Raw genomic sequence first — 20,317 nt, 5'->3', positions numbered from 1 at the left:
GGCGACAGCAAACCTCTGGCGACATCGGCCCTCGGTTCACCCACGCGGCCTCCCCTGGTTGTCCCCTGTCATGCCTTGCGGGACTGAGTTTAGGTCGGTGTGCCTTTCATATGCAAGCACATCTGCACGATCGATTGTGCGTTCGCAGTTGGGTTTTCGCACCAGCTGATCTTCCGCGAACCGGCGCGGATGTGTAGCGAATTCGGCGCGATCATTTCGCATTGACCACCACATCGGTGCTGTAGTGAACCTGAGTGCCCGGCTCCACATATCGGTCGGCCGCGCCGCGCCAGGCCAGGAAATGCTCGGTAAAACGGTGCGCTTCGGCGGCCTCCTCATCGATATAGACCTGGTAGAGGAAAAACCGGTGCGGATCAACTCGGTCGGCGCACACATCGAATCGCAGGCAACCGGGTTCTTCGCGCACCGATGCGGCGGCACTGCGGCTGACCACATCGAGGAATTCACCGCGGGATCCGGGTCGCAGCTTCAGGGAAGTGATACGGCTGAACACGGTTATGTTCTCCAATCTAGCGGCGAAAAATATCAATCGGTAAGTGCTGCACCGCCTTCGGCGATCGGCTGGCTACCGATATCCGAGACCGCACGCGTTACGGAAATGTCGCCTGCGACGAGCTCCAAAGTGGTGCGCGCGGTATGCGGCGCGGGCAGAATTTCGGCGAGGACGGCGGCGACGTCGGCACGGGCGATGCTGCCGAAGGGCAAGGGTGGCGTGCTCAGCAGTACCCGGTCGGTCGCGGCGGTATCGAGCAGCTGGCCAGGGCGCAGGATCGTCCATTCGAGATCGCGGGCGCGCAGATCGTCCTCGGCCTGGGTCTTGGCGTCGATATAGGCGGCCCAGACCTCATCGGTGCCCGGTGCGGGCGGCTTACCCGCGCCCATGGTCGAGATCTGCACGAACCGTCGGACACCGGCCGCTTCGGCGGCATCGGCCAACAGCACCGAACCACCCTTGTCCACTGTGTACTTGCGGGCCGCCCCGCTGCCCGCCCCGGCGCCCGCCGCGAAAATCACAGCGTCGGAACCCTTTACGACGGCGGCGAGCTCGGCCGCCGTACTGTGCTCGAGATCGAAGACGACCGGTCGTGCGCCGGTGGCCGCGACCTCGTCCGCATGGTCGGCATTGCGGATGAGGCTGTCGACCTCGTCGCCGCGCCCGGTGAGTATTTCGCCGAGCAGTAGTGCGATCTTTCCGTGTCCGCCTGCGATGACGACGCGCATATGGGTCCTTTCGGGGCCGTAGCGATTGCTTGCAGGTCGCTCGAAATGGTCAGCAGCGATTGCTTGCAGGTCGTTCGAAATGGTCAGCGTTCGGGTCCTCCGGGGTTACACGATGCCTGGATGGTGGCCTGATAGCCGACTACCGGACGCCAGGGTTCGAGATTCCAGCTCTCCTTATCGGGCTGCACCATGCGGGCCCAGACCCAGTGACAGACGAACTGGTCGCGCATGCCGGGTGTATCGGCATCGGGGGACTGCGTGAGTACCTCCTGCCACGCCCGTCCCTCGGTGTTCGGGAAGGCCTCGCGCCGCCCCGCCTCGGTGGGGTAGACCAGCAGGCGGGGACCGTCGACGCCGTCGGTCCAGGTGGTGTGATCGATGAGCGGCATACCGGCGTAGGGATCGACGCTGGGAAATGCGGCAAGAGGGGTGCTGGATGCTGGTGCGGCCGTCATCGTAGTAGTCGTCGCTGCGGCCGACGGTGTCTCGTCGGAGCCGCATGCCGCGACGGCCGGGACCAGCGCGCCGCAGCACAGCAGCACGGCGCCCCACCGTGCCCGTTCGGTAGTCCGCTGGGTCAACGTCGATCCTCCCGCATGGTGTCCACCATCCGAGAGTAGTCATCGTGCGGCGGCGCAACAGTCATACCGGGAAGGCCGCCCGGTGGTTTACCGCAGCGGTGCCGCGGCCGCCGTCAGTGCCACAGCGAGCGGCACGGCAGACGGCGCAGCCCCGGTCGTACCCTGCTGTCGACCGTCACAGTAAGTCCGGCGTTGACCGCGGCCGAGGTGAATTCCCAGGCCTCGGTTCGGGTGGCGGCGTACTCGAGCACTAGTGCGTCCTCGGGGGTCGGACCGTCGAAGTAGACGGTGACCCGTCGCGTCGGTGGATCCTGGATATCCATTGGATACACCGAGTTGCGCTCGGCGGAATCCGCTCCAGTTTTCACAGTGCCGTCCATGCCACCGTCTCCTTCCGACCCGACTCGCCGCGTCGATAGGTGTGACGGTAAGTCGCGCACCAGGGTGTCGCACATAGTCCGGCCGATCGGCTGGACATGTCACAGACACGACACCTCGCGATCGGAGACAGTCACGAAGGCACCGGACCCCCGACCACGGTTCGAGCATCCGAGAGTTGTGATTTCTCAAAACATTTCGCTTGCCCTTTGCCTTCGCGACGACCGCGATCGACTATGTTCGCAACGTTGGACCAAACTCTCTCCCGGAGGCAATACGTCGATGAGACAGGCCCCACGTAGACCGATTCGCGCACTTCGCGGCGTGCTTCGAGTGACCGAAAAACAGTCGCTGGCCATGGCGATCGGTCTGCTGATGGTGCTGACGGCGACGGCAGGCGCCGCCCACACCACACCCCTGTATCCCACCCCTGATCCCGACCCCTTCTACGCGACACCGTCCGATCTGGCGGATAAGAAACCCGGTGATGTGATCGCGACGCGGGTGATGCCGCCGCTGGCGATCTTCCCGGATACCACCGTGACCGTCGTACGCTTCCGCTCCACCAGCTCCGAGGGGCAGCCGATCGCGGCGACCACCACGGTGCTCACTCCGAAGTCGCACGCCCCGGACGGCCCCTTGCTCTCCTACCAGCACATCATCAACGGGCTCGGCGCCGAGTGCTCGGTATCGCGCGTGCTCTACACCGGCGATCCGAACCTCATCGTCCGGGAGGCGCCGGGCTGGAATGTGCTGCTCTCGCGCGGCTGGAGTGTCGCGCTGCCGGATCACCTCGGTCCGAATTTCGCATACGGCGCGGCCAAATTGGGCGGCATGATCACCCTCGACGGTATCCGCGCGGTGAAGCAGGTCGCCCAATTGCAGGTGCAGCAGAGCCCAGTATCGATGGTCGGGTATTCCGGTGGCGGCATGGCCACCGCATGGGCGGCCGCGCTGGCGCCGAAGTACGCACCGGATCTGGAGATCGCCGGAGCCGCGATGGGAGGTGTGCCGATGAACCTGGTGACCATGCTGGAGACCCTTGGTCTCAACTCCCATCCCGTCTTCGGACTCGCCCTGGCTGCGGGACTCGGCCTGGAGCGGGAGTATCCGGACCGCTTCCCGCTCAGCGACCAACTCAACGAGCGTGGACTCGCCGCCCGGGCCGCGATCGCCAACAGTTGCACCAATGACATCCTGGCCACGGGCGCGGGGCGCGGGGCGCTGGACTTCGCGAAGTCCACCTCGATGATCAACGACGACACCGCACGCGCGGTGGTCGAGGAGAACAGCCTCGAACTCTACGACGGCGTGCCGAAAACGCCGATCTTCGAATGGCATTCGCCGATCGATGGACTCATTCCCGTCGATGCGGTGGTGAATACCGATAAGCGCTGGTGCGCGGCCGGGGCACGGATACAGTCCGAGCAGATCCCGGTACCCGATCATCTCACCGCCGCGGTCCTGGGCATTCCGGCGGCGCTGAACTGGTTGGACGCGCGATTCCGAGGGGAGGTCGCGCCGAGCAACTGTTAACGAGCACAAACACACTGGTGCGATCCGGCGGATGCCGGATCGCGACCGAGCCGGATCCATATTGCTGGACAAGTGGATTCGGATCGGATTGTTGCGATTCGGCGACGTGACACACACAACTCGGGCACGGCGGGGTATCCGCGCGAGTCGTCTCGGCTAGCCTGACTGCCTGGCCTCGGTACTCAGGGGCATTTCGGGCGTCGAAGGCACCATAAACCCCGGGCGCCAGGGAAACCCGACGTTGCACCCTGGGGCGTGTGTCAATGAGCTGTCTGCGTGTCATCGTTTTCGCGCTGTTGCTGGTGTGTCCGGCCGCGATGGGGAAGGCGGCGGCCGAACCGCCGCCCGCACCGGCCCCGCCCGCGATCCCCGGCCTGCCCGCATTGCCGATTCCGACCGATGCCGCTTCGATATTGCCGGATCTGCAGCAGTGGATCGATGGTGTCATTCCGCCGCCACCGATCGCTGCGGGGCCGCATCTCTCGGGTCCGATGCAGGAGGCCACCACCTTGACCCCGGCGCTGGCCGCCCTGCGTCAAGCCTCGGCGCCGAGCGCCGTCGGTGACCCGATCTTCGACGCATGGCCGGCGGATCTGGACGATTACGTGCCGGGTGAGCTCGTCGAGGTGCGCGATATCAGCGCGACGGCCGCGCCGCTGGTGCTGGTGCCGATGCGGCAGGCGCTGCTGTTGAAATACCGCACCACCGATTCGCAGAGTGCTGCGTCGTATGCCACCGCGACACTGATCATTCCGGCCACCGCATGGCCCGGTCCGGGGAGCCGACCAGTCGTGGTGAACAACTTGCCGATCGACGCGCTCGGGCGGGACTGCACGCCGAGCTACACCTTCTCGCACGGCTGGTCACGCAATACCAACATCACCGACTTCCTACCGCCCACAACGCAATTGGCGGCACTGCGCGGGTACGCGGTGCTGATTCCGGACCACGAGGGACCGTGGATGGCCTACGCGGAGCCCTACGTCGCCGGACATGCCGTGCTCGATGCCATTCGCGCGGTGCGCGGATTGCGTCCCGATGAATTCGGCGACAGCAGATTCGGTATGACCGGCTACTCCGGCGGCGCCATCGCCACCAAGGGCGCGGTGCAGCTGATCGACAGCTACGCGCCGGAACTGGCCGGATCGATTGTCGGTGCCGCGCTCGGTGGTGTGCCCGCCGACTACGAAATCCTCGGGCGCAGCATGAACGGCAACCTCGCCTCGGGGGTCTTCCTGGCCGCGACCTTCGGGGTCGGCCGGGAGCGCCCGCAGATCCTGGCCAGCATGAACAACCTGGCGCAGTGGGCGGCGACGTCACCACTGAAAGATCTGTGCGGCAGCGTATTCGGTGCGGTCGGGTTGCTGATGCTACCGATCGATATCGCTGCCAGGATTCCGGATCCGCTGCACTCCGAGGTCGCCACCGAGATCTATGACGTGACGCGGATGACCGGGATGAAGTCCGCGACACCCCTCTACATCTACAACGGTGAGCAGGAATTCTGGATTCCGGCCGAGGGTGCGCGCAACCTCTACCAGGAGCAGTGTGGCCTCGGCGTCTCGGCGGTGTATCGCAGCGTCCTCGGTGAACACATCATCGCCGGGGCACTCGGCTATCCGGACGCGATGACCTGGCTGGATCAGCGCTTACAGGGTGCGCCCGCGCCCGATGAATGTTAAGAGACTTATGGCGACCTGCTCTTAGTGTTGCATGCCGCGTGGGGGTCGCGATGTATGACATGTGACGTTCTCGAGTGGATCCAAGCAGGCCAGCGCGATGGTGGGGCGCCATTATCGGATGTCCGACCATTATGAGGTCGGGCGCGAGAAGATTCGCGAATTCGCCCGTGCGGTTCGCGGCCGCCATCGCGCACATTGGCATGAAGACGCGGCGTGGGAACTCGGCTACGACGGGCTCGTCGCACCGCCCACCTTCTCCTCGATCATCTGGCCGCTGCTCCAGCGCAGGATGTTCGATTCGGTGCTGACCGGTTATGACATCAGTCAGGTGCTGCAGACCGAGCAGCGCATCCGGGCGCACCGGCCGCTGGTCGTCGGTGATCAACTGCGCTGTGACTCCTATGTCGAATCGTTCCGGCAGGTCAGCGATATGGACTTCATGGTCATCCGAAATGTGCTGACCAACCAGTACAAGGAACTGCTGCAAACAGCGCACACGACCGTGGTTGCCCGCACCGACGCCGAAGTGGCCACCGATCTGGTCACCGCGGTCGACGGCGTCATCATGAGCGGTGAGGCGTTGTCCCACCGGCGGGACGCGGCCCGGCGCTCGGCAGAGCCAGCGTTCGACGGCGGCATGATCGAATGCTTCGACGAGGTGTTGCCCGATGGTGGTGTGGACGAGGCTCCGGTGCGTGTGCCGCGCGGGTTGGCGTTCGACGAGCTGCGGATCGGTACCGAACTTCCTGCCCGCGTCGTGCCGCTCTCGCGCGGTGATCTGGTGAATTATGCCGGGGTATCGGGTGATTCGAATCCGATTCACTTCAGCGAGCATGTCGCGGTCGCCGCGGGACTGCCCGATGTGGTCTCGCATGGCCTGCTGACCATGGGTCTTGGCGCGAGCTATCTCACCGACTGGCTCGGCGATCCGGCCGCGATCAGCGAATACGGTGTGCGGTTCGCCGGATTCGCCCCCGTCTCGGCGACCCGGCAGTGCGAGATCGAATTCCGCGGGCGGGTCAAGGCATTGGATCCGGACCGCCGCGCGGCGACCATCGCACTCACCGCGAGCTCGCGGGGTCGCAAGCTGTTCGGCCGGGCAACCGCCCAGGTGCTGCTGCGCTGAACCGGATAAGTTCCGCAATGTAGTTGCAGATGTACGAATGCTTCTGGAAATGGGGCATTTTGGTTCTAGTAGGTTGCGGCTATTTCATGGCAGACTCATCGAATGCGTGCTTCGCAAGTGCGACATTCATTTTCAGGCAGGGACCCTGCTGCCGACGGCGGGCCGACCGTGCTGCGGATGATGCTCGGCAGTCGGATGCGACGGCTGCGCGAGGCCTGTGACATCTCCCGCGAGGATGCGGGTGAGGCGATCCGCGGTTCGCATTCCAAGATCAGCCGACTGGAATTGGGCCGCACCGGGTTTCGGGAACGCGATCTGCTCGATCTGCTTACGCTCTACGGGGTCACCGACCCCGAAGAGCGCGAGGAGTTCACGGAGCTCGCGCACCAGGCCAACGCCTCGGGCTGGTGGCATCGCGACAGCGACTGGTTGCCGAAATGGTTCGACACCTATCTCGGACTCGAGCAGGCCGCCAAACTGATCCGCGGTTACGAGCCGAGGGCGGTGCCGGAACTGCTGCAGACCGCGGACTACGCGCGGGCATTGCTGTCGATGGCCCATCCGGCCGAATCGGCGGAGGCGATCGCGCGGCGGGTCGCGTTGCGGTTGCGCCGTCAAGAGATCTTGCGTCGCCCGCATCCGCCGCAGCTGTGGCTGATCGTCGAGGAAGCGGCGCTGCGTCGGCCCATTGGCGGGTCGACGGTGTGGCGGGCCCAGCTCGAGTATTTGCTGCGCATCGCCGAGGAGCCGCATATCACCGTGCAGGTGCTGCCCGATCACGTCGGTGGTCCGGCGTTGGCAGATGGTGCGTTCACCATGTTGCGCTTCGCCGAAGCCGATCTCCCCGACATCGTCTATCTGCAGCAACTCACCAGTGCGCTCTATCTGGACAAGACCGCCGACCTCGACGCCTATCGCGCGGTGGCCAACCAACTATCGGTCCATGCCGCGCCACCGGAGTACACCCCTGGATTGCTGCGCGCTCTGTGCGAACGGCATCCGGAGACGCTCGATCATCCGGCCGTGCCTGGCGATTCGCGGTGATACGCCGAAAACAATAAGCGGAACAATCGGACTCGGCGTGGTGCGATGCTACGCCGGGTTGGTCAAGTGCGTACGGTCTGATGCCGGGTCTCATACGATAGAAGACGCACACGTCCCGTGGACGAAGGTGTTGACAATGACCGACGATGCCGCGCCCCCAACACGGCTCGACTGGGAGATCGATCAGAGCAGACCGAGTATCGCCAGGGTGTATGACTATTTGCTCGGCGGTAAGGACAACTACCTCGTCGACCAGGAGGTCGGTGATCACTTCAAGGTGAACCTCCCCGGTTCGGTGGCGATCGCCTTCACCGGCAGGCAGGCGCTGATCCGCGGGGTGCGCGATATGGCCCGCGCCGGTATGCGGCAGTTCATCGACTTCGGCAGCGGCCTGCCGACCGCCGACAATGTGCATCAGGTCGCGAAGCGGCACGCCGCCGACGCACGGGTCGTCTACGTCGACAGCGATCCGATCGTGCTCGCACACGGCCGCGCGCTGCTGGCCACCGATAAGAACACCACGGTGATCCAGGCGGACGCCCGGGATCCCAAGTCGATCCGCGATCATCCCGACATTGCGCGACTGATCGATTTCGACCGGCCTGTCGGCGTCATCTTCAGTTCGATCCTGCACCACTTCAATGACGACGAGGATCCGGCGGCCGTGGTGCGCTTCTGGAATGCCCACGTTCCATCCGGCAGTCAGGTATTCATCACACACTTCCGCTCCGGTCACAATTCCGAGACCACGGCCGCCGAACAGAAACTCCAGTCCACCTTCGGGCGCGGCCGCTGGCGAGATATCGAGGAGATTCGCGGGCTTTTCGGCGACCTGGAAGTCCTCGAACCCGATATCGTCCCGTCGGCGCAGTGGCGACCAGATACGCCCGCGGGCGACGCGGCATCGGTCGGTACCGGCTGCCGTGAGCTCACCGTCTGGGAGCAGCTCATCGTCACCGGCCTGGCACGCAAGCCCTGACGCGAATCACACCGAACTAATGTCTCGATGGGACAATAGGGAGTAGACTACGCGATATGGGTATCGACGACGAAGTCGACCTCGACGGCCGTCGGCTGCGTACGCTCCGCAGCCGCGCGGCAATGTCGCGCGCCGCATTCGACCTGCTCAATGAGCGAGGGTTGGGATCGGTGGCTGTCGAGGACATCGCCGAGCGCGCCGGGGTCACCCGGCGAACCTTCAGCCGTCATTTCTCCTCCATCGAGGATGCCGTACTCGGCGAAATCGACCAGGACGTGCACCTGTTCAACGAAGCGCTGTGCCGCCGCCCGGCAGACGAGTCGCCGCTGGTCGCCTACCGCAATGCCCTGCACGACTGGCTGGCCGCCGAACATACCGGTCCGAAGGCGGCGCGCTTGGCCCGCCGCTGGGCGCTGTTCCAGCGCTTCGAGGCCGAACCGACGCTGGCCGCGGGCTATCAGCGCATCCGACTCGACGGGCAGCGCGAATCCGTCCGGATCATCGCCGCAAGACTCGGTGTCGATCCCGCGGTCGACCGGCGGCCAGAGGCAGCCGTCGCGGCTGGGACTGGACTGCTCATCGTCGCCCTGCAAGTCTGGGGCGCGGGCACCGACACCGACGGATTACCCGATCTCATCGACACATTCTTCGACACCCTTCACGGGCTGACAGCTGAATTCCAGAGCGAGGTGTCATCGTCATGACCGCAGCAACCGGGTCACCGAGCGTCGTCCGCCGCACCTGTCGCCGGGTCGGCTTGGATCGAAATCCGATGCGTCGCCGTGAGGATCGCCTGCAACTGGCGGTCGCCGCGGTACTCACGCTGTTGTTCCTGATCATCGCTCCACTGCTGTCGATGGCGGTCGGCGGCCGGATCTATCAGACCGAAGACCGCATCGCGCGGGCCGAAGCGGCGCGGTTGCACGAGGTCGACGCGACGGTGATCGAGGTCGGAAAGGCGCCGCTCTACGCGCCGATTACCCCGGCTCGGGTGCAGTGGCGCGACGCCGACGGTGTCACGCATACCAGTGACTACCAGGCCACCGGGGTAATGAAAGCCGGTGCGACCGTGAAGATTTGGCTCGACGGCTCCGGCAAGGTCGCCGAGCCGCCGTCGGATACCCGGGCACTGAGCAAGGCATTGCTGATCACTACCGGCATGGTCTTCGGGATCGCCGTCTGCTTCGGCTGCGGCTATGCGCTGTTGCGCCGCGCGCTCGATCGGCGCAGGGCCCGGTTGTGGGAGTCCGAATGGGCCACGGTGGAACGCATGTGGGGCAACCACGGGACGCGTCCGGATCAAGCCTAGTGCGCGAGTGCGGCGTTCCCACTCGGAGCGGGTAGGGACACTCTCGGTCGGCACGCCGCATGCCCGGCGCTCGCGCGGCGAACACAGGTCGGGCACCGATGACGTTAGGGCACAGCGCTAACGGGCCGCACGGCGTGCGAATCAGCCTCGGATATCACACGACCGATGGCCGTTCGCGCTGTGACACAACACAAACCGGGCCTAAACCGGGAAGAGGCTGTGCTTGCGCGGGTTGTGCTTCCTGACCGCGCCCTTCTCCCGCAGCAGGCGCAGGGCCCTGCGGATCTCCAGTCGAGTCTGCGAAGGCTCGACCACGGCATCGATGTAACCGCGTTCGGCGGCGGTCCAGGGGGTGGCCACGGTGGCGTTGTAGAAATCGATCATCTGCTGACGCACGGTGGCGCGCTGGTCGGGCGGGGTCGCCTCCAGCTGCCTGCGGCCGATGATGCCGACCATGCTCTCGGCGCCCATGACCGCGATCTGTGCGGTGGGCCAGGCCAGGGCGAGGTCAGCGCCCAGCGGTTTGCAGCCCATCACCGCATAGCCGCCGCCGTAGGCCTTGCGCGTCACGATCGAGACGATCGGCACGGTGGCCTCGATCACCGCGCGGAAGAACCGGCCGCCGCGCTTGATGACGCCGTTGCGTTCCTCTTCGAGACCGGGCAGCACACCGGGGGTGTCGACGACGAAGATCAGCGGCAGGCCGAAGGCATCGCACAGCCGGATGAAATATGCCGCCTTATCCGAGCAGAATCCGTCCAGCGCGCCGCCCAGTATCTGCGGCTGGTTGGCCACCACGCCCACACTGCGACCGTCGACCCTGGCGAATCCGGTGATCAGGTTCTGGGCGGTACCAGCGCTGATCTCGTGGAAATCGCCGTCGTCGAAGATGCGCAGTAGCACCTCGTGCATGTCGTAACCGGACCGGTCGGAATCCGGAATGATCGAGTTCAGCTCGAGGTCATGGGCGGTGGTCTCCGGCTCCAGGCCCGGATTCACCACCGGAGCCTGTTCCAGGCAGCTCGACGGCAGATAGCTCAGATAGTTGCGGACCCAGTCGAAGGCGGCCTGCTCGTCGGCGGCGACATGGTGCACCGTGCCGTTGGCCTGCAGGGCTGCGGCGCCGCCCAGATCGTCGGCGCTGACCACCTCGCCCGTCACGCCCTTGATCACCTCCGGGCCGGTGACGAACATATACGACTTCTCGGTCGCGACCAGCACATCCATATTGATCGGGCCGTATACCGAACCGGCCGCGCATTTGCCGAGCATGACCGCGACCATCGGCACGAAGCCGGACAGATCCTCCTGGCGTCGGCACATCAGCGCGTACCAGGCCAGCGAGGTCACCGCCTCCTGGATCCGGGCGCCGCCGGAATCGTTGATCGACACCACAGGGCAGGCGTTCTCCTGCGCGAATTCCATTGCGGCGGCGACCTTACGGCCGAACATCTCGCCGACCGAACCGCCGTGCACGGTCTGGTCGTGGGCGATGACGACCACCGGCCGGCCGTCGATGTAGCCGCGGCCGGTGACCACACCGTCGCCGTACATGCCGTTGGTGCTGCCCGGCTGGCGCACCAGTGCGCCCATCTCCACGAAGGAGCCCTGATCCAGCAGCATGCGCACGCGCTCGCGCGCACTCGGTATCCCCTTGGTCTTGCGTTTCGCGATACCGGTCTCGCCAGCGGGTTCCTCGGCGAGCTCCAGGATGTCCCGGAGTTCCCCCAGCTTTTCTCGCGTGCCGCTCATATGGTCTTATGCCATCCTTCGACTCGTCGCTTGTACCGTCCGGGTTCACCGAACGGTACAAGGCGCTCGATGCTATCGGGCGCACGACCCGCAGCACAGGGATTCCAATTCAGTCATGGGACAGCTCACCGGTTTGGTTTGCCGTCCTCGAGTGCCGTCGGTGGATCCTTGTCAGGCGTTACAGCCGTCGTACGGGGTGGCGCACCGACGTCAGTGTCCCCGTGGTGTACTCCGATCTCATCCGACCATATCCGATCATTCGAACCACCGGAAATATGCGATCGAGAATCGCTCCGCCGCTTGTGATTTCGTCCAAGCTGGCCGGCACGGGGTGATGACTTTCCTAATTGAAGGAGCAGGTACGCGATTTTCGGTCCGATCACCACTAGCCTTTCGGAGTCATGGTGGGCAAACATGCTGATTCGGGCAGGAAGAGCCTGGAATCGAAACTGGTCGAATATTTGACTTTTCAAGCCGGGCGCGCGCAGCGCGGAGATCTCGGTACTATCACGCGCACATGTCTGGCCGAGGCGGCGCAAGTACTCGAACCGCAGTTGGCTGCGGTCGCCGAGCAGCCGGCGGTGATTACCGGATCAGCCGCGCGCTGGGCGCGCGAGGGGGTAGCACTGGAAACCGTGCTGAACGCCTATCACGATGGCGTGCGCGTCGGGCTGGGATTTCTCGCCGAACAGGCGGCGGACGAGGATGCCGATCAGGTGGCGGCCGCGGCGGGATTGATCGTGCGTGTGCTGGAAATGGTGACCAGGGCGACATCGACGGCTTATCTGGATGAACACCGCCAAGTCGCTCGGGAGCAGCAGACCGCCGCGCAGACCCTGGTATCGGCGCTGCTCAGCGGGTATGGCGTTGCTCGGCTGGCCGGTCGCGCCGGTATCAGCGTCGCCGCGGCGTACCAGGTGGTCGCCCTCGCGATTCCCGCACATCCAGACGAGCGAAGACCCGGACTCGGTGCTGCGTCCGCGGCCCGCCGCAAGCTGCGCCGGGTCCAGGCCGCGCTGGCGATGCCGCTCGGCTCCCGCGCGCTGTCGCTGCTGTCCGATGACGGCGGCACGGTGCTGGTGCCGATCGACGAGATATCCGCGATGACACCGCTCGCGCTCACTCCGGATGTACTCGAGTTGGTCAGCGAGGCCGCCGAGGTGCCGTTGACCGCGGTGGTGGCCTCCGGCGAGACCGCCCGGATTCCCGAATTGGCCGGGTCGGCGCAGGAACTGCTCGCCCGAGTCCTCGCCGAGGGGCGCCCGGCGGGACTCTACCGGCTGGCCGACCTGCCGGGTTGTGACGGCTTCCAGCCTGGTCGGCGGCCTGTCGTCACCTCACCCAATGATCGACGAATCACTCGTTCGGCCTGAACTGGTCCACCTATCTTCGATTCGGGGTGAACAAAAGGAGCACGTGTGACGACCGCGTTGACCGATCTCGATATTCTGCGCGAACTGGATCCCGTCGCCGAAAGTCAGCTCGACGAGCATCTGCGCAAGGCCAAGGCATGGAATCCGCACGATTATGTGCCATGGGACGACGGCCGGAATTTCGCGGCCATGGACGGTATCGACTGGGATCCGGAACAATCGAAACTGTCGGAGGTCGCGCGGACCGCCATGGTGACCAACCTGCTGACCGAGGACAATCTGCCCTCCTATCACCGGGAGATCTCGGAGTCGTTCTCACTGGATGGTGTCTGGGGCACTTGGGTCGGGCGCTGGACCGCGGAGGAAAATCGGCATGCGATCCTCATGCGCGATTATCTGGTGGTCACCCGCGCGGTGGACCCGGTGGTCCTCGAACAGGCCAGAATGGCGCATATGACATTGGGTGTCGTGAGACCGGAGAAGGGGCCGCAGTTCCTGCGCTCGGTCGCATATGTGACACTGCAGGAACTGGCGACCAGAATAAGTCACAGAAATACCGGTGCGGCCTGTAATGAGCCCATCGCCGAGCGTATGCTGCAACGGATTGCCGCCGACGAGAACCTGCATATGATCTTCTACCGCAACCTCAGTGCCGCCGCCCTCGACCTCGCACCCGACGAAGCCCTGCGTGCGATCACCGATATCGTCACGCGGTTCCAGATGCCCGGACTCACCCAGCCCAACTTCCGGCGAAATGCGGTGGTGCTGGCCAAGAACGGCATCTACGACTTACGTCAGCACCTGGATGTCGTGCTGCGTCCGGTGCTGCGCGCCTGGAATGTCTTCGAACGCACCGATCTTTCCGACGACGGCGAGCGCGCCCGCGACGAACTCGGCGCCTTCCTCGACGAGTTGGAAGTCAAGGCAACACGTTTCGAGGAGCAGCGCGACCACGCGGCGGCCAGACAGGCAGAGCGAGCCGCCCTCGTACTATGAGTCTTCGAGCACCGATCACCGCGACGGCGATGGCCCTCATCGCCGTGCTGGCGTCCGTGCCCGCACTCGCGGATCCGCCCCCCATTGATCCGGCCATGACACGGACCGGAACGATCAGCATCGAGACGGTCGGGCCGCGCCACGAACGTTTCGCCGTCGCCTCGGCCGCCATGCGCCGGGTTATTACGGTAGATGTGTTGCGCGGGAGCGGTTCCGGACCGCGTCCATTGCTGTATTTGCTCGATGGCGTCGACGGCGAGGCGGTCTCCGGATGGCTGACCAAGGGGCGTGCGGCGGAGTTCTTCGCGGACAAGCCGGTCGATGTGGTGTTGACCAGCGGTGGCACTGGAAGCATGTACAGCGACTGGATGCGCCGCGACGCCACCCTCGGACTCAATCGGTGGGAAACCTTTCTCACCGACGAACTGCCGCCGATTATCGAATCGTATCTGAAAACCGATGGGCGCCGGGCGATCGCGGGTGTGTCGATGGGGGCGCAGGCGGCCATGATGCTGGCCCAGCGGTATCCTGGCTGGTTCCGCGCGGTCGCGGGGATGAGTGGATGTTATTCCACTGCAGACGATCTCGGTCGTGCCGTCACCACGATTACCGTCGCGTCGCGCGGTGGCAATGTCGACAACCTCTGGGGCCCGCCCGGATCGCCGGAGTGGCGTGCGCACGACAGCCTGCTCGGCGCTACACAGTTGCGCGGCACCACGATCTACCTGTCCGCGGCGAGCGGCCTGCCGACCGACGCCGACCTCGTCGCGGTATCGCACTCCTCGGACCTCGTCGAAGCCTTGAAGACGGCGGGCGGTGGTCTGGCCCTCGAGGCCGGTGCGCGCTCGTGTACCGAACGCTTCGCCACACGACTGGCCGAGCTCGATATCCCGGCCACCGTCGATTACGCCCCGACCGGCATGCACACCTGGCCCGATTTCGAGGCCCAACTGCCGCGGGCCTGGCGCGTGCTCGCACCGGCGCTCGGCCTGCCCGACCCGCACTGATTCGCGCGTCCTCGGCCGGTGAGCCTTGCCTCGGTGTGTCGCGTCGGTTGCGCGGAGCGTGGTCGAGGAGAAGCAGAATCGCATCGTGGAAATTCTCGCCAGCGCGATTCCGTTGCGGCAGTTGCTGATCGGGAAGGTGATCGGCAATACGATCATGGCATTCGGACAGCTCGCGCTCTTCGTCGGCGCCGGGCTGATCGGTTCGACGTTCACCGGCAAGGGTGATCAGGTGAGCGAAATCGCTGGCGCCGCAGGCTGGTTCATCGTCTTTTCGTCGTCGGTTTCCTGGCTCTTGCGAGTCTGTGGGCGGTCGCCGGTTCGCTCGCGACCCGCAGCGAGGACATCCAGTCCACCGCGACACCGCTGTCGTTGCTGATCATGCTGGTGCTCTTCACCGGTATCTTCCTGTCCGGCACCGCTCGGGTGGTCGCGTCCTACGTGCCGGTGCTGTCCATTGTCGCCATGCCCGCCCGCCTGGCCGAAGGCACCGCATCCTGGTGGGAACCACTGGTAGCGCTGACCCTCATGGCGACCGCGACCTACGGCATTGTCGTGATCGCGGAGAAGATATATCGCCGCTCGCTGATGCAAACCCAAGGGCGACTGACGATTCGACAGGCGCTGAAGGTGGAGGACTAACCGGAAAGCGTCGTGGTGGTATAGGCGTTGTCGCGCAGGAGCTCGGCCAGGACCCGCCCCACCGTGAGGTGTACGAACAGGTCGCGAGTCAGGTTCGGGGGCCGGTGATTTCGAGTTCTTGGAGGGTGGGGTGGGTGGGGGCAGTGAGTTCTAGGCGGATGTAGCGGGTTGAGAGGGAAGTGGGGAGGGAGCCGGTGGTTGGGTCGGGGGTGATGGGGGTCCAGGTTCGGTTGTCGGGGGAAGTGGTGAAGGTGGTTGGGGTGGGGGTGGTCCAGTGGGGGAGGATTCGGTCGATGTGGGTTTCCTGGCCGAGGTCGACGGTGAGGGTGGCGGTGGGGGCGTTGGGGGACCAGCCGGTGGCGGGGGTGCCGTCGACAGCGGCTTCGGCGTATTTGCCCGGCTCGTCGGAGCTCGTGGTGACCGGTTTGCAGCGGGCGAGGTTGTCGGTGGGGCTGCGGTCGGGGCGGCGGGTCGGGATGGTCAGTTCGCTGTCCAGGCGGTGGGTTTCGGTGTCGGTTCGGACTTGTAGGGGTTGGCCGCTGGTCAAGGTCAGTTCGGTGTCGTCGGGGCCGATGGTTGCGTCGAAAGTTCGGCCCTGCCAGTGGATTCCATGGATGGTAAGACCCTCGTGGAGTTCGGGTGGCAGCGTGGGCGCGATGCGGATTTCGTCGGTGTCGAAGCGCAGGCCGAGCAGGCCGTTGGTGAAGGTTTGTAGGAAGCCGCCTGCCGCGGTGACGAATGTGAAGGCGGGCGCACCGGCCAGTGGATCTTTGGCTCCGACCTTGGCGCCGCGAGCCTCCGCGAATTGACCGAAGGGGGCACGGACGAATGGGCGGGCGGCGCGTTCGAGGTAGGTGTCGGTAGCGCAGCCGGGAACGCCGATCTTCGCCGCATCGATGGCATGCACCGAATCGGTCATCGCCGGACCGTCGGGATCCGTTCGCTCCGAATAGTATTCGAGCACATTGGCCGCGACATCCGGCGGCATCGGCCAGTCCAGCGGGTAGATGAGCAGCACGGTGTCGGCCTGTTTGATGGGAGTGCCGGTGTAGCCGTCGAATTGGACGAATATCCGCTGATTCCCATCGAACGGCATACGCAGACCATCGGCGATCGCGGTCCACTCGGGCGGGCGCGGTATGCCCAGAATCTCCGCCGCGCGTGCGGCATTGCGCAGGGCCAGGGCGGCGACGGCATTGGTGTAGACCGCGTCGTTCACCCCGTTGCTGTACTCATCGGGACCGGCGACATTGCGAATCGAGTAGCTGCCGTCGTCGTTGCGCGTCACCCGCGAGGACCAGAATTCGGCGAGCGCGCCCAGCACCGGCCAGCCGCGTTCGCGCAGGTAGCCCGTGTCGCCGGTGGCCGTGTAGTACTGCCAGGCCGCCAGGGACGCATCGCCTTGCAGGTGGATCTGGGTCAGGCAGTGCGGCGGATCCCAGCTGTGGCATTCGTCGAGATCGCCACGGCTCGCGCTGGTCCAGGGGTAGAAAGCACCGCGGTAGCCGAGCCGCGCGGCGTTCGCCTGCGCGGCGGGCAATGTCCTAAAGCGGTAGTCCACCACGGATTTCGCCAATTCCGGTGCGAGCTGCAGCAATGCGGGGAACGACCAGATATCCGCATCCCAGAACACCGCGCCGCCATAGTTGTCGCTGCTGAGCCCGACGGGGGGAATACTGTTGTCCTGTTGCGGATTCGTGCTCGAGTACAGCGAATACAGCGCACCGCGCGCCCAGGTCTGCACATCGGGCTGACCGGGCACCTCGATATCGCCGCGCCACCGCACCCGCCAGGCCGCGGATGTTTGCGCGAGCAGGTTCGCCCATCCCGTCCGCACGGCGCGCTGCGCCGCCTCGAATGCGGTCGCCGCCGGATTGGGCGAGGTGCGGGCGGTGTCGACCCCGACGAACTTCGTCACCTGATATGTGCCGCCGTCGCGCACCGGAAACCGAACATCCTGGCGCGCACTGAGTTCGCGGCCCGGTGGCATCGGTTCGATCGCGTTCGAAGCGATACCCACCCCGGGGCGCAGTATGGAGACGATATCGCCGTCGACATCGGTGCCGTCGGCACGGAATCCGACTCGAATCGTGTCGTCATCGCGAGCGCCCACCTCGGACTGGTTGACCCGCCGCGCACCGGCGCCGTCGACCAGATCGGAGACGACCATCTCACCCGACCAGTGCGGCGCCACCGAAACGTGCACCGCGCCGACATGCTGATCCGACTGGTCGGTGAGCACGTCGTAGGCCAGATCGGTAGCCTTGCCATCGGGCGCGGTCCAGGTCAGTCGGGTCCGCACCAGTCCACACCGCAGATGCAGTGTTTGAGCGAAGTTCGAGATCTGGGCAGCGGGTGTGGCGGGCGAAAAGGTGTGCTCACCGATACCGACCAACAATCCGGACCAGTTCGGAATAGCGGCAGCGACCTCGCGGTTATCGGCTACACCCGGAGAGTGCGCATAGAGGCCCGCGACGAAAGCGCCATCGTATGCGGGCGTGTAGAGCGGCCAGCCGGTCATCTCATCGGTCGCGGTGTATCCCATGCCGCGCGGCGGTACACGTAAACCCAGATAACCGTTACCGACGAACGGATGCGCATCGATCGGCACGTCCACCCGATCGTTCGTCGGTGCCCAGGCGGGAGCCGACGCCAATGGATCATCCGGACACGCACTACTCGCTACCCCATCGGTGTGACGCGCCACGACCAGCACCACTGTTGCCACCAACACGATCACCGCCGCGACCGCGATACCGAGCACAACGGCGGTGCGAGGACGCACACGTTGGAACGACTGGCCGATCCGGGACATTCGCGCCTCCACGTCGAGCTCGACGTTCGTGCCGAGCCGCGATACGCGTCGACGACCGCAGGACCGGCTACCGGTTTACGCAGGTGTGGTTTCCATTCTTTCACCCACACCCATCGGCGCGGTGGAATGCGGCCGGGCCCGGGGTGTTGACACAGATATGACTTCGGAACTCGATCAGGTGCGGTTTTCGATCCTGGATCGCTCGCGCGTCCGATGTGGGCAGAGCCATCCGGAGGCACTGCGGGAGACCGTGGAGTTCGCCTGCCTGGCCGAGGACTGGGGATTTCACCGGTTCTGGGTCTCGGAGCACCACAGTGTGCTCGGCGTCGCGGGCTCGGCTCCGACCGTGCTGGCGGCGGCTGCGGCTGCGGCGACCTCGCGGATCCGAATCGGCACCGGCGGGGTGATGTTGCCGAACCATCAACCATTGGTCGTCGCCGAGCAATTCGGAGTCTTGGAATCGCTGTTTCCGGGACGGATCGATATGGGGCTCGGTCGCTCGGTCGGCTTCACCGATGGCGTGCGGCGGGCACTGGGACACGGCAAGAGCGATGCCGACGATTTCGATCGGCAACTCACCGATGTTCTCGAATACTTCACGCGCGGCAAGTCAGGTGTGCACGCTTGGCCCGCGGAGGGGCTGCCGGTACCCGCATTCCTATTGGCGACCGGATCCGGCGCGGAACGAGCGGCGCGTTTCGGTTTGCCGCTGGTCATCGCATCGATCGCCGGACTCGACCGCATGGTCGAGGCGATCGAGCGTTACCGCGCGCAATTCCGCCCGACGCAATGGGGCGCAGAACCGTATGTCGTCGTATCCGGCGCGGTGGTGATCGCTGATACTACCGAGAAAGCCCATCAGCTGTTGCTGCCCGAGGCGTGGTCGAGCGCGTATTCCCGGACACACGGCGAATTTCCGGTGTTGATTCCACCTGCGGAGATCGAATCCATGACGATGACCGACCGGGAACGCCGGATCTTCGACGAGGCGCTACGTGACCATATCCACGGCACCGAGGACGAGGTCGCGGACGCATTGGCGGCCTTGGTCGCTCGCACCGGCGCGGACGAAATCCTGGTCCACACCAGCACTTACGATCGCGAAGCGCGACTGGACTCACATCGCAGGCTCGCGCAACTGACCGGACTTCAATCCACCGTCGGGAATAGGACTTCCGCGGCGGCGTAGCCGAAAAGCCTACGGCCATGTGACCTTGCGTCCAGTGCGACGGTGGCCTTGCGGCGATACGGGTCGAGTGAAGTTATCCGGCCACGGAATTCGATGGCGCTGGCCTGCAGTGGCGGAATATGCAGATAGTGCGTGTAATGCGCGAACTGGGCGCGGAATCGGGTGGTGGCCGCCGGATCGCCGAGCCAGCCACCGAGATATCCAGCGGCCAGACCCAGTTTGAGCATGCCGGGGGCGACGACGGTTGGCAGACCGGTGGAGGTGGCGTTCTGCTCGCCGAACAGCACTGGATCGGCATCACCGGTCACCCCGGCGTAATCGACCAGATCATTGCGCGACAGATGAACTACCCGGGCGGGTAACTGCGTTCCGATCGAAAGTGATTCGAAATCGACTGTGGTGCAAGTATTTCGCGATGGACACCGAGCAGAATTATCGAGGCGAATGTCGGCGGGGCGACCAGCCCATTGAAGCCGAGCTCGGCGGCCGCCTCCTCATTCCAATGCGCGGGGTGGAAATTCTTTATCGCGCGGGCGAATTGTCGTATCTTTTCGCGCCCGACCTCGTAGGTGGTGGCGGATCGATATCGATGGTCGCGTAACGCGCGGGCCTGGTCGGCCGGATCGGTAGCGGCATCGATGGCGCTCTTGTTCATATTCGCTCCTGTGT

General features: G+C 65.1%; 21 protein-coding genes. 13 read left to right on the top strand and 8 right to left on the bottom strand.

Annotated elements, in window-relative coordinates; genetic code table 11:
- Window positions 1–211: 211 nt before the first annotated feature.
- From ACQP2U_RS25370 to ACQP2U_RS25355, 4 genes are all read right to left on the bottom strand, one after another.
- Window positions 212–514 carry a putative quinol monooxygenase gene (locus ACQP2U_RS25370; RefSeq protein ID WP_397029096.1) on the bottom strand — a complete coding sequence of 101 codons (303 nt, stop codon included), beginning with the start codon at window positions 512–514 and terminating at the stop codon, window positions 212–214.
- 32 nt (window positions 515–546) lie between these two features.
- Window positions 547–1,242, bottom strand: a complete 696-nt coding sequence (locus ACQP2U_RS25365) for an SDR family oxidoreductase (RefSeq protein WP_433709786.1) — start codon at window positions 1,240–1,242, stop codon at window positions 547–549.
- A gap of 83 nt (window positions 1,243–1,325) precedes the next feature.
- Window positions 1,326–1,823 carry a DUF2599 domain-containing protein gene (locus tag ACQP2U_RS25360; protein ID WP_433709785.1) on the bottom strand — a complete coding sequence of 166 codons (498 nt, stop codon included), beginning with the start codon at window positions 1,821–1,823 and terminating at the stop codon, window positions 1,326–1,328.
- A 113-nt stretch (window positions 1,824–1,936) separates the two neighbouring features.
- Window positions 1,937–2,203, bottom strand: a complete 267-nt coding sequence (locus ACQP2U_RS25355; protein ID WP_433709784.1) for a hypothetical protein — start codon at window positions 2,201–2,203, stop codon at window positions 1,937–1,939.
- Window positions 2,204–2,558: 355 nt separating this feature from the next.
- Between ACQP2U_RS25355 and ACQP2U_RS25350 the strand changes: the two genes are divergently transcribed.
- From ACQP2U_RS25350 to ACQP2U_RS25320, 7 genes are all read left to right on the top strand, one after another.
- Window positions 2,559–3,737, top strand: a complete 1,179-nt coding sequence (locus ACQP2U_RS25350) for a lipase family protein (RefSeq protein ID WP_433716577.1) — start codon at window positions 2,559–2,561, stop codon at window positions 3,735–3,737.
- A 263-nt stretch (window positions 3,738–4,000) separates the two neighbouring features.
- Window positions 4,001–5,419: a lipase family protein gene (locus ACQP2U_RS25345; RefSeq protein ID WP_433709783.1), complete on the top strand. Its 1,419-nt coding sequence runs from the start codon at window positions 4,001–4,003 to the stop codon at window positions 5,417–5,419.
- Window positions 5,420–5,516: 97 nt separating this feature from the next.
- The gene (locus tag ACQP2U_RS25340; protein WP_433716576.1) at window positions 5,517–6,545 is read left to right on the top strand and encodes a fused (3R)-hydroxyacyl-ACP dehydratase subunits HadA/HadB; all 1,029 of its coding nucleotides are present in this window, start codon (window positions 5,517–5,519) and stop codon (window positions 6,543–6,545) included.
- 102 nt (window positions 6,546–6,647) lie between these two features.
- Window positions 6,648–7,589, top strand: a complete 942-nt coding sequence (locus ACQP2U_RS25335; protein WP_433709782.1) for a helix-turn-helix domain-containing protein — start codon at window positions 6,648–6,650, stop codon at window positions 7,587–7,589.
- A 136-nt stretch (window positions 7,590–7,725) separates the two neighbouring features.
- The gene (locus tag ACQP2U_RS25330; RefSeq protein ID WP_433709781.1) at window positions 7,726–8,568 is read left to right on the top strand and encodes an SAM-dependent methyltransferase; all 843 of its coding nucleotides are present in this window, start codon (window positions 7,726–7,728) and stop codon (window positions 8,566–8,568) included.
- 56 nt (window positions 8,569–8,624) lie between these two features.
- The gene (locus ACQP2U_RS25325; RefSeq protein WP_433709780.1) at window positions 8,625–9,272 is read left to right on the top strand and encodes a TetR/AcrR family transcriptional regulator; all 648 of its coding nucleotides are present in this window, start codon (window positions 8,625–8,627) and stop codon (window positions 9,270–9,272) included.
- Window positions 9,269–9,877: an Rv1733c family protein gene (locus tag ACQP2U_RS25320; RefSeq protein ID WP_397029109.1), complete on the top strand. Its 609-nt coding sequence runs from the start codon at window positions 9,269–9,271 to the stop codon at window positions 9,875–9,877. Before ACQP2U_RS25325 ends, ACQP2U_RS25320 begins: the two co-directional genes overlap by 4 nt.
- A 201-nt stretch (window positions 9,878–10,078) precedes the next feature.
- Here the strand turns inward: ACQP2U_RS25320 and ACQP2U_RS25315 are convergent, their stop codons facing one another.
- On the bottom strand, window positions 10,079–11,629 hold the full coding sequence (locus tag ACQP2U_RS25315) for an acyl-CoA carboxylase subunit beta (RefSeq protein WP_433709779.1): 1,551 nt from the start codon (window positions 11,627–11,629) through the stop codon (window positions 10,079–10,081).
- Between the two features lie 401 nt (window positions 11,630–12,030).
- Here ACQP2U_RS25315 and ACQP2U_RS25310 point away from each other — a divergent pair, with 401 nt between their 5' ends.
- The 5 genes from ACQP2U_RS25310 (at window position 12,031) to ACQP2U_RS25290 (ending at window position 15,644) form a co-directional block, all read left to right on the top strand.
- Window positions 12,031–13,002: a transcriptional regulator gene (locus ACQP2U_RS25310; protein WP_433709778.1), complete on the top strand. Its 972-nt coding sequence runs from the start codon at window positions 12,031–12,033 to the stop codon at window positions 13,000–13,002.
- A gap of 45 nt (window positions 13,003–13,047) precedes the next feature.
- Window positions 13,048–13,998, top strand: a complete 951-nt coding sequence (locus ACQP2U_RS25305) for an acyl-ACP desaturase (protein ID WP_433709777.1) — start codon at window positions 13,048–13,050, stop codon at window positions 13,996–13,998.
- Window positions 13,995–15,005: an alpha/beta hydrolase gene (locus tag ACQP2U_RS25300; RefSeq protein ID WP_433709776.1), complete on the top strand. Its 1,011-nt coding sequence runs from the start codon at window positions 13,995–13,997 to the stop codon at window positions 15,003–15,005. Before ACQP2U_RS25305 ends, ACQP2U_RS25300 begins: the two co-directional genes overlap by 4 nt.
- Before the next feature lie 85 nt (window positions 15,006–15,090).
- Window positions 15,091–15,381 carry a hypothetical protein gene (locus ACQP2U_RS25295; protein ID WP_433709775.1) on the top strand — a complete coding sequence of 97 codons (291 nt, stop codon included), beginning with the start codon at window positions 15,091–15,093 and terminating at the stop codon, window positions 15,379–15,381.
- A complete protein-coding gene (locus ACQP2U_RS25290; RefSeq protein WP_433716575.1) occupies window positions 15,291–15,644 on the top strand; it encodes an ABC transporter permease in 354 nt (117 codons plus the stop codon). Before ACQP2U_RS25295 ends, ACQP2U_RS25290 begins: the two co-directional genes overlap by 91 nt.
- Before the next feature lie 88 nt (window positions 15,645–15,732).
- On the opposite strand, the gene ACQP2U_RS25285 is transcribed toward ACQP2U_RS25290, so the two are convergent.
- The gene (locus tag ACQP2U_RS25285; protein WP_433709774.1) at window positions 15,733–18,459 is read right to left on the bottom strand and encodes a discoidin domain-containing protein; all 2,727 of its coding nucleotides are present in this window, start codon (window positions 18,457–18,459) and stop codon (window positions 15,733–15,735) included.
- Window positions 18,460–18,616: 157 nt separating this feature from the next.
- Here ACQP2U_RS25285 and ACQP2U_RS25280 point away from each other — a divergent pair, with 157 nt between their 5' ends.
- The gene (locus ACQP2U_RS25280) at window positions 18,617–19,648 is read left to right on the top strand and encodes an LLM class flavin-dependent oxidoreductase (RefSeq protein ID WP_433709773.1); all 1,032 of its coding nucleotides are present in this window, start codon (window positions 18,617–18,619) and stop codon (window positions 19,646–19,648) included.
- Here ACQP2U_RS25280 and ACQP2U_RS25275 read toward each other — a convergent pair.
- Together ACQP2U_RS25275 and ACQP2U_RS25270 are read right to left on the bottom strand one after the other, a co-directional pair.
- A complete protein-coding gene (locus ACQP2U_RS25275) occupies window positions 19,609–19,956 on the bottom strand; it encodes a hypothetical protein (RefSeq protein ID WP_433709772.1) in 348 nt (115 codons plus the stop codon). The two genes, ACQP2U_RS25280 and ACQP2U_RS25275, sit on opposite strands and share 40 nt — an antisense overlap.
- A gap of 38 nt (window positions 19,957–19,994) precedes the next feature.
- Window positions 19,995–20,303 (bottom strand): FAS1-like dehydratase domain-containing protein, encoded by a 309-nt coding sequence (locus ACQP2U_RS25270; protein WP_433709771.1) that lies wholly within the window; start codon window positions 20,301–20,303, stop codon window positions 19,995–19,997.
- Between the last annotated feature and the right edge of the window lie 14 nt (window positions 20,304–20,317).

The sequence above is a fragment of the Nocardia sp. CA-084685 genome, from assembly GCF_050955785.1.
In the GTDB taxonomy this organism is placed as follows: Bacteria; Actinomycetota; Actinomycetes; order Mycobacteriales; family Mycobacteriaceae; genus Nocardia.
The sequence above is the reverse complement of the archived record's forward strand: the minus strand, read 5'-3'. Positions and strand labels throughout refer to the sequence as shown.

Bases quoted from the DNA above. Each gene is read 5' to 3' on its own strand.
- ACQP2U_RS25340 (WP_433716576.1), top strand. From the start codon at position 5,517: ATGGTGGGGCGCCATTATCGGATGTCCGACCATTATGAGGTCGGGCGC.
- ACQP2U_RS25355 (WP_433709784.1), bottom strand. From the start codon at position 2,203: ATGGACGGCACTGTGAAAACTGGAGCGGATTCCGCCGAGCGCAACTCG.
- ACQP2U_RS25315 (WP_433709779.1), bottom strand. From the start codon at position 11,629: ATGAGCGGCACGCGAGAAAAGCTGGGGGAACTCCGGGACATCCTGGAG.
- ACQP2U_RS25330 (WP_433709781.1), top strand. From the start codon at position 7,726: ATGACCGACGATGCCGCGCCCCCAACACGGCTCGACTGGGAGATCGAT.
- ACQP2U_RS25345 (WP_433709783.1), top strand. From the start codon at position 4,001: ATGAGCTGTCTGCGTGTCATCGTTTTCGCGCTGTTGCTGGTGTGTCCG.
- ACQP2U_RS25350 (WP_433716577.1), top strand. From the start codon at position 2,559: ATGGCGATCGGTCTGCTGATGGTGCTGACGGCGACGGCAGGCGCCGCC.
- ACQP2U_RS25270 (WP_433709771.1), bottom strand. From the start codon at position 20,303: ATGAACAAGAGCGCCATCGATGCCGCTACCGATCCGGCCGACCAGGCC.
- ACQP2U_RS25320 (WP_397029109.1), top strand. From the start codon at position 9,269: ATGACCGCAGCAACCGGGTCACCGAGCGTCGTCCGCCGCACCTGTCGC.
- ACQP2U_RS25365 (WP_433709786.1), bottom strand. From the start codon at position 1,242: ATGCGCGTCGTCATCGCAGGCGGACACGGAAAGATCGCACTACTGCTC.
- ACQP2U_RS25285 (WP_433709774.1), bottom strand. From the start codon at position 18,459: ATGTCCCGGATCGGCCAGTCGTTCCAACGTGTGCGTCCTCGCACCGCC.
- ACQP2U_RS25310 (WP_433709778.1), top strand. From the start codon at position 12,031: ATGGTGGGCAAACATGCTGATTCGGGCAGGAAGAGCCTGGAATCGAAA.
- ACQP2U_RS25280 (WP_433709773.1), top strand. From the start codon at position 18,617: ATGACTTCGGAACTCGATCAGGTGCGGTTTTCGATCCTGGATCGCTCG.
- ACQP2U_RS25300 (WP_433709776.1), top strand. From the start codon at position 13,995: ATGAGTCTTCGAGCACCGATCACCGCGACGGCGATGGCCCTCATCGCC.
- ACQP2U_RS25335 (WP_433709782.1), top strand. From the start codon at position 6,648: ATGCGTGCTTCGCAAGTGCGACATTCATTTTCAGGCAGGGACCCTGCT.
- ACQP2U_RS25325 (WP_433709780.1), top strand. From the start codon at position 8,625: ATGGGTATCGACGACGAAGTCGACCTCGACGGCCGTCGGCTGCGTACG.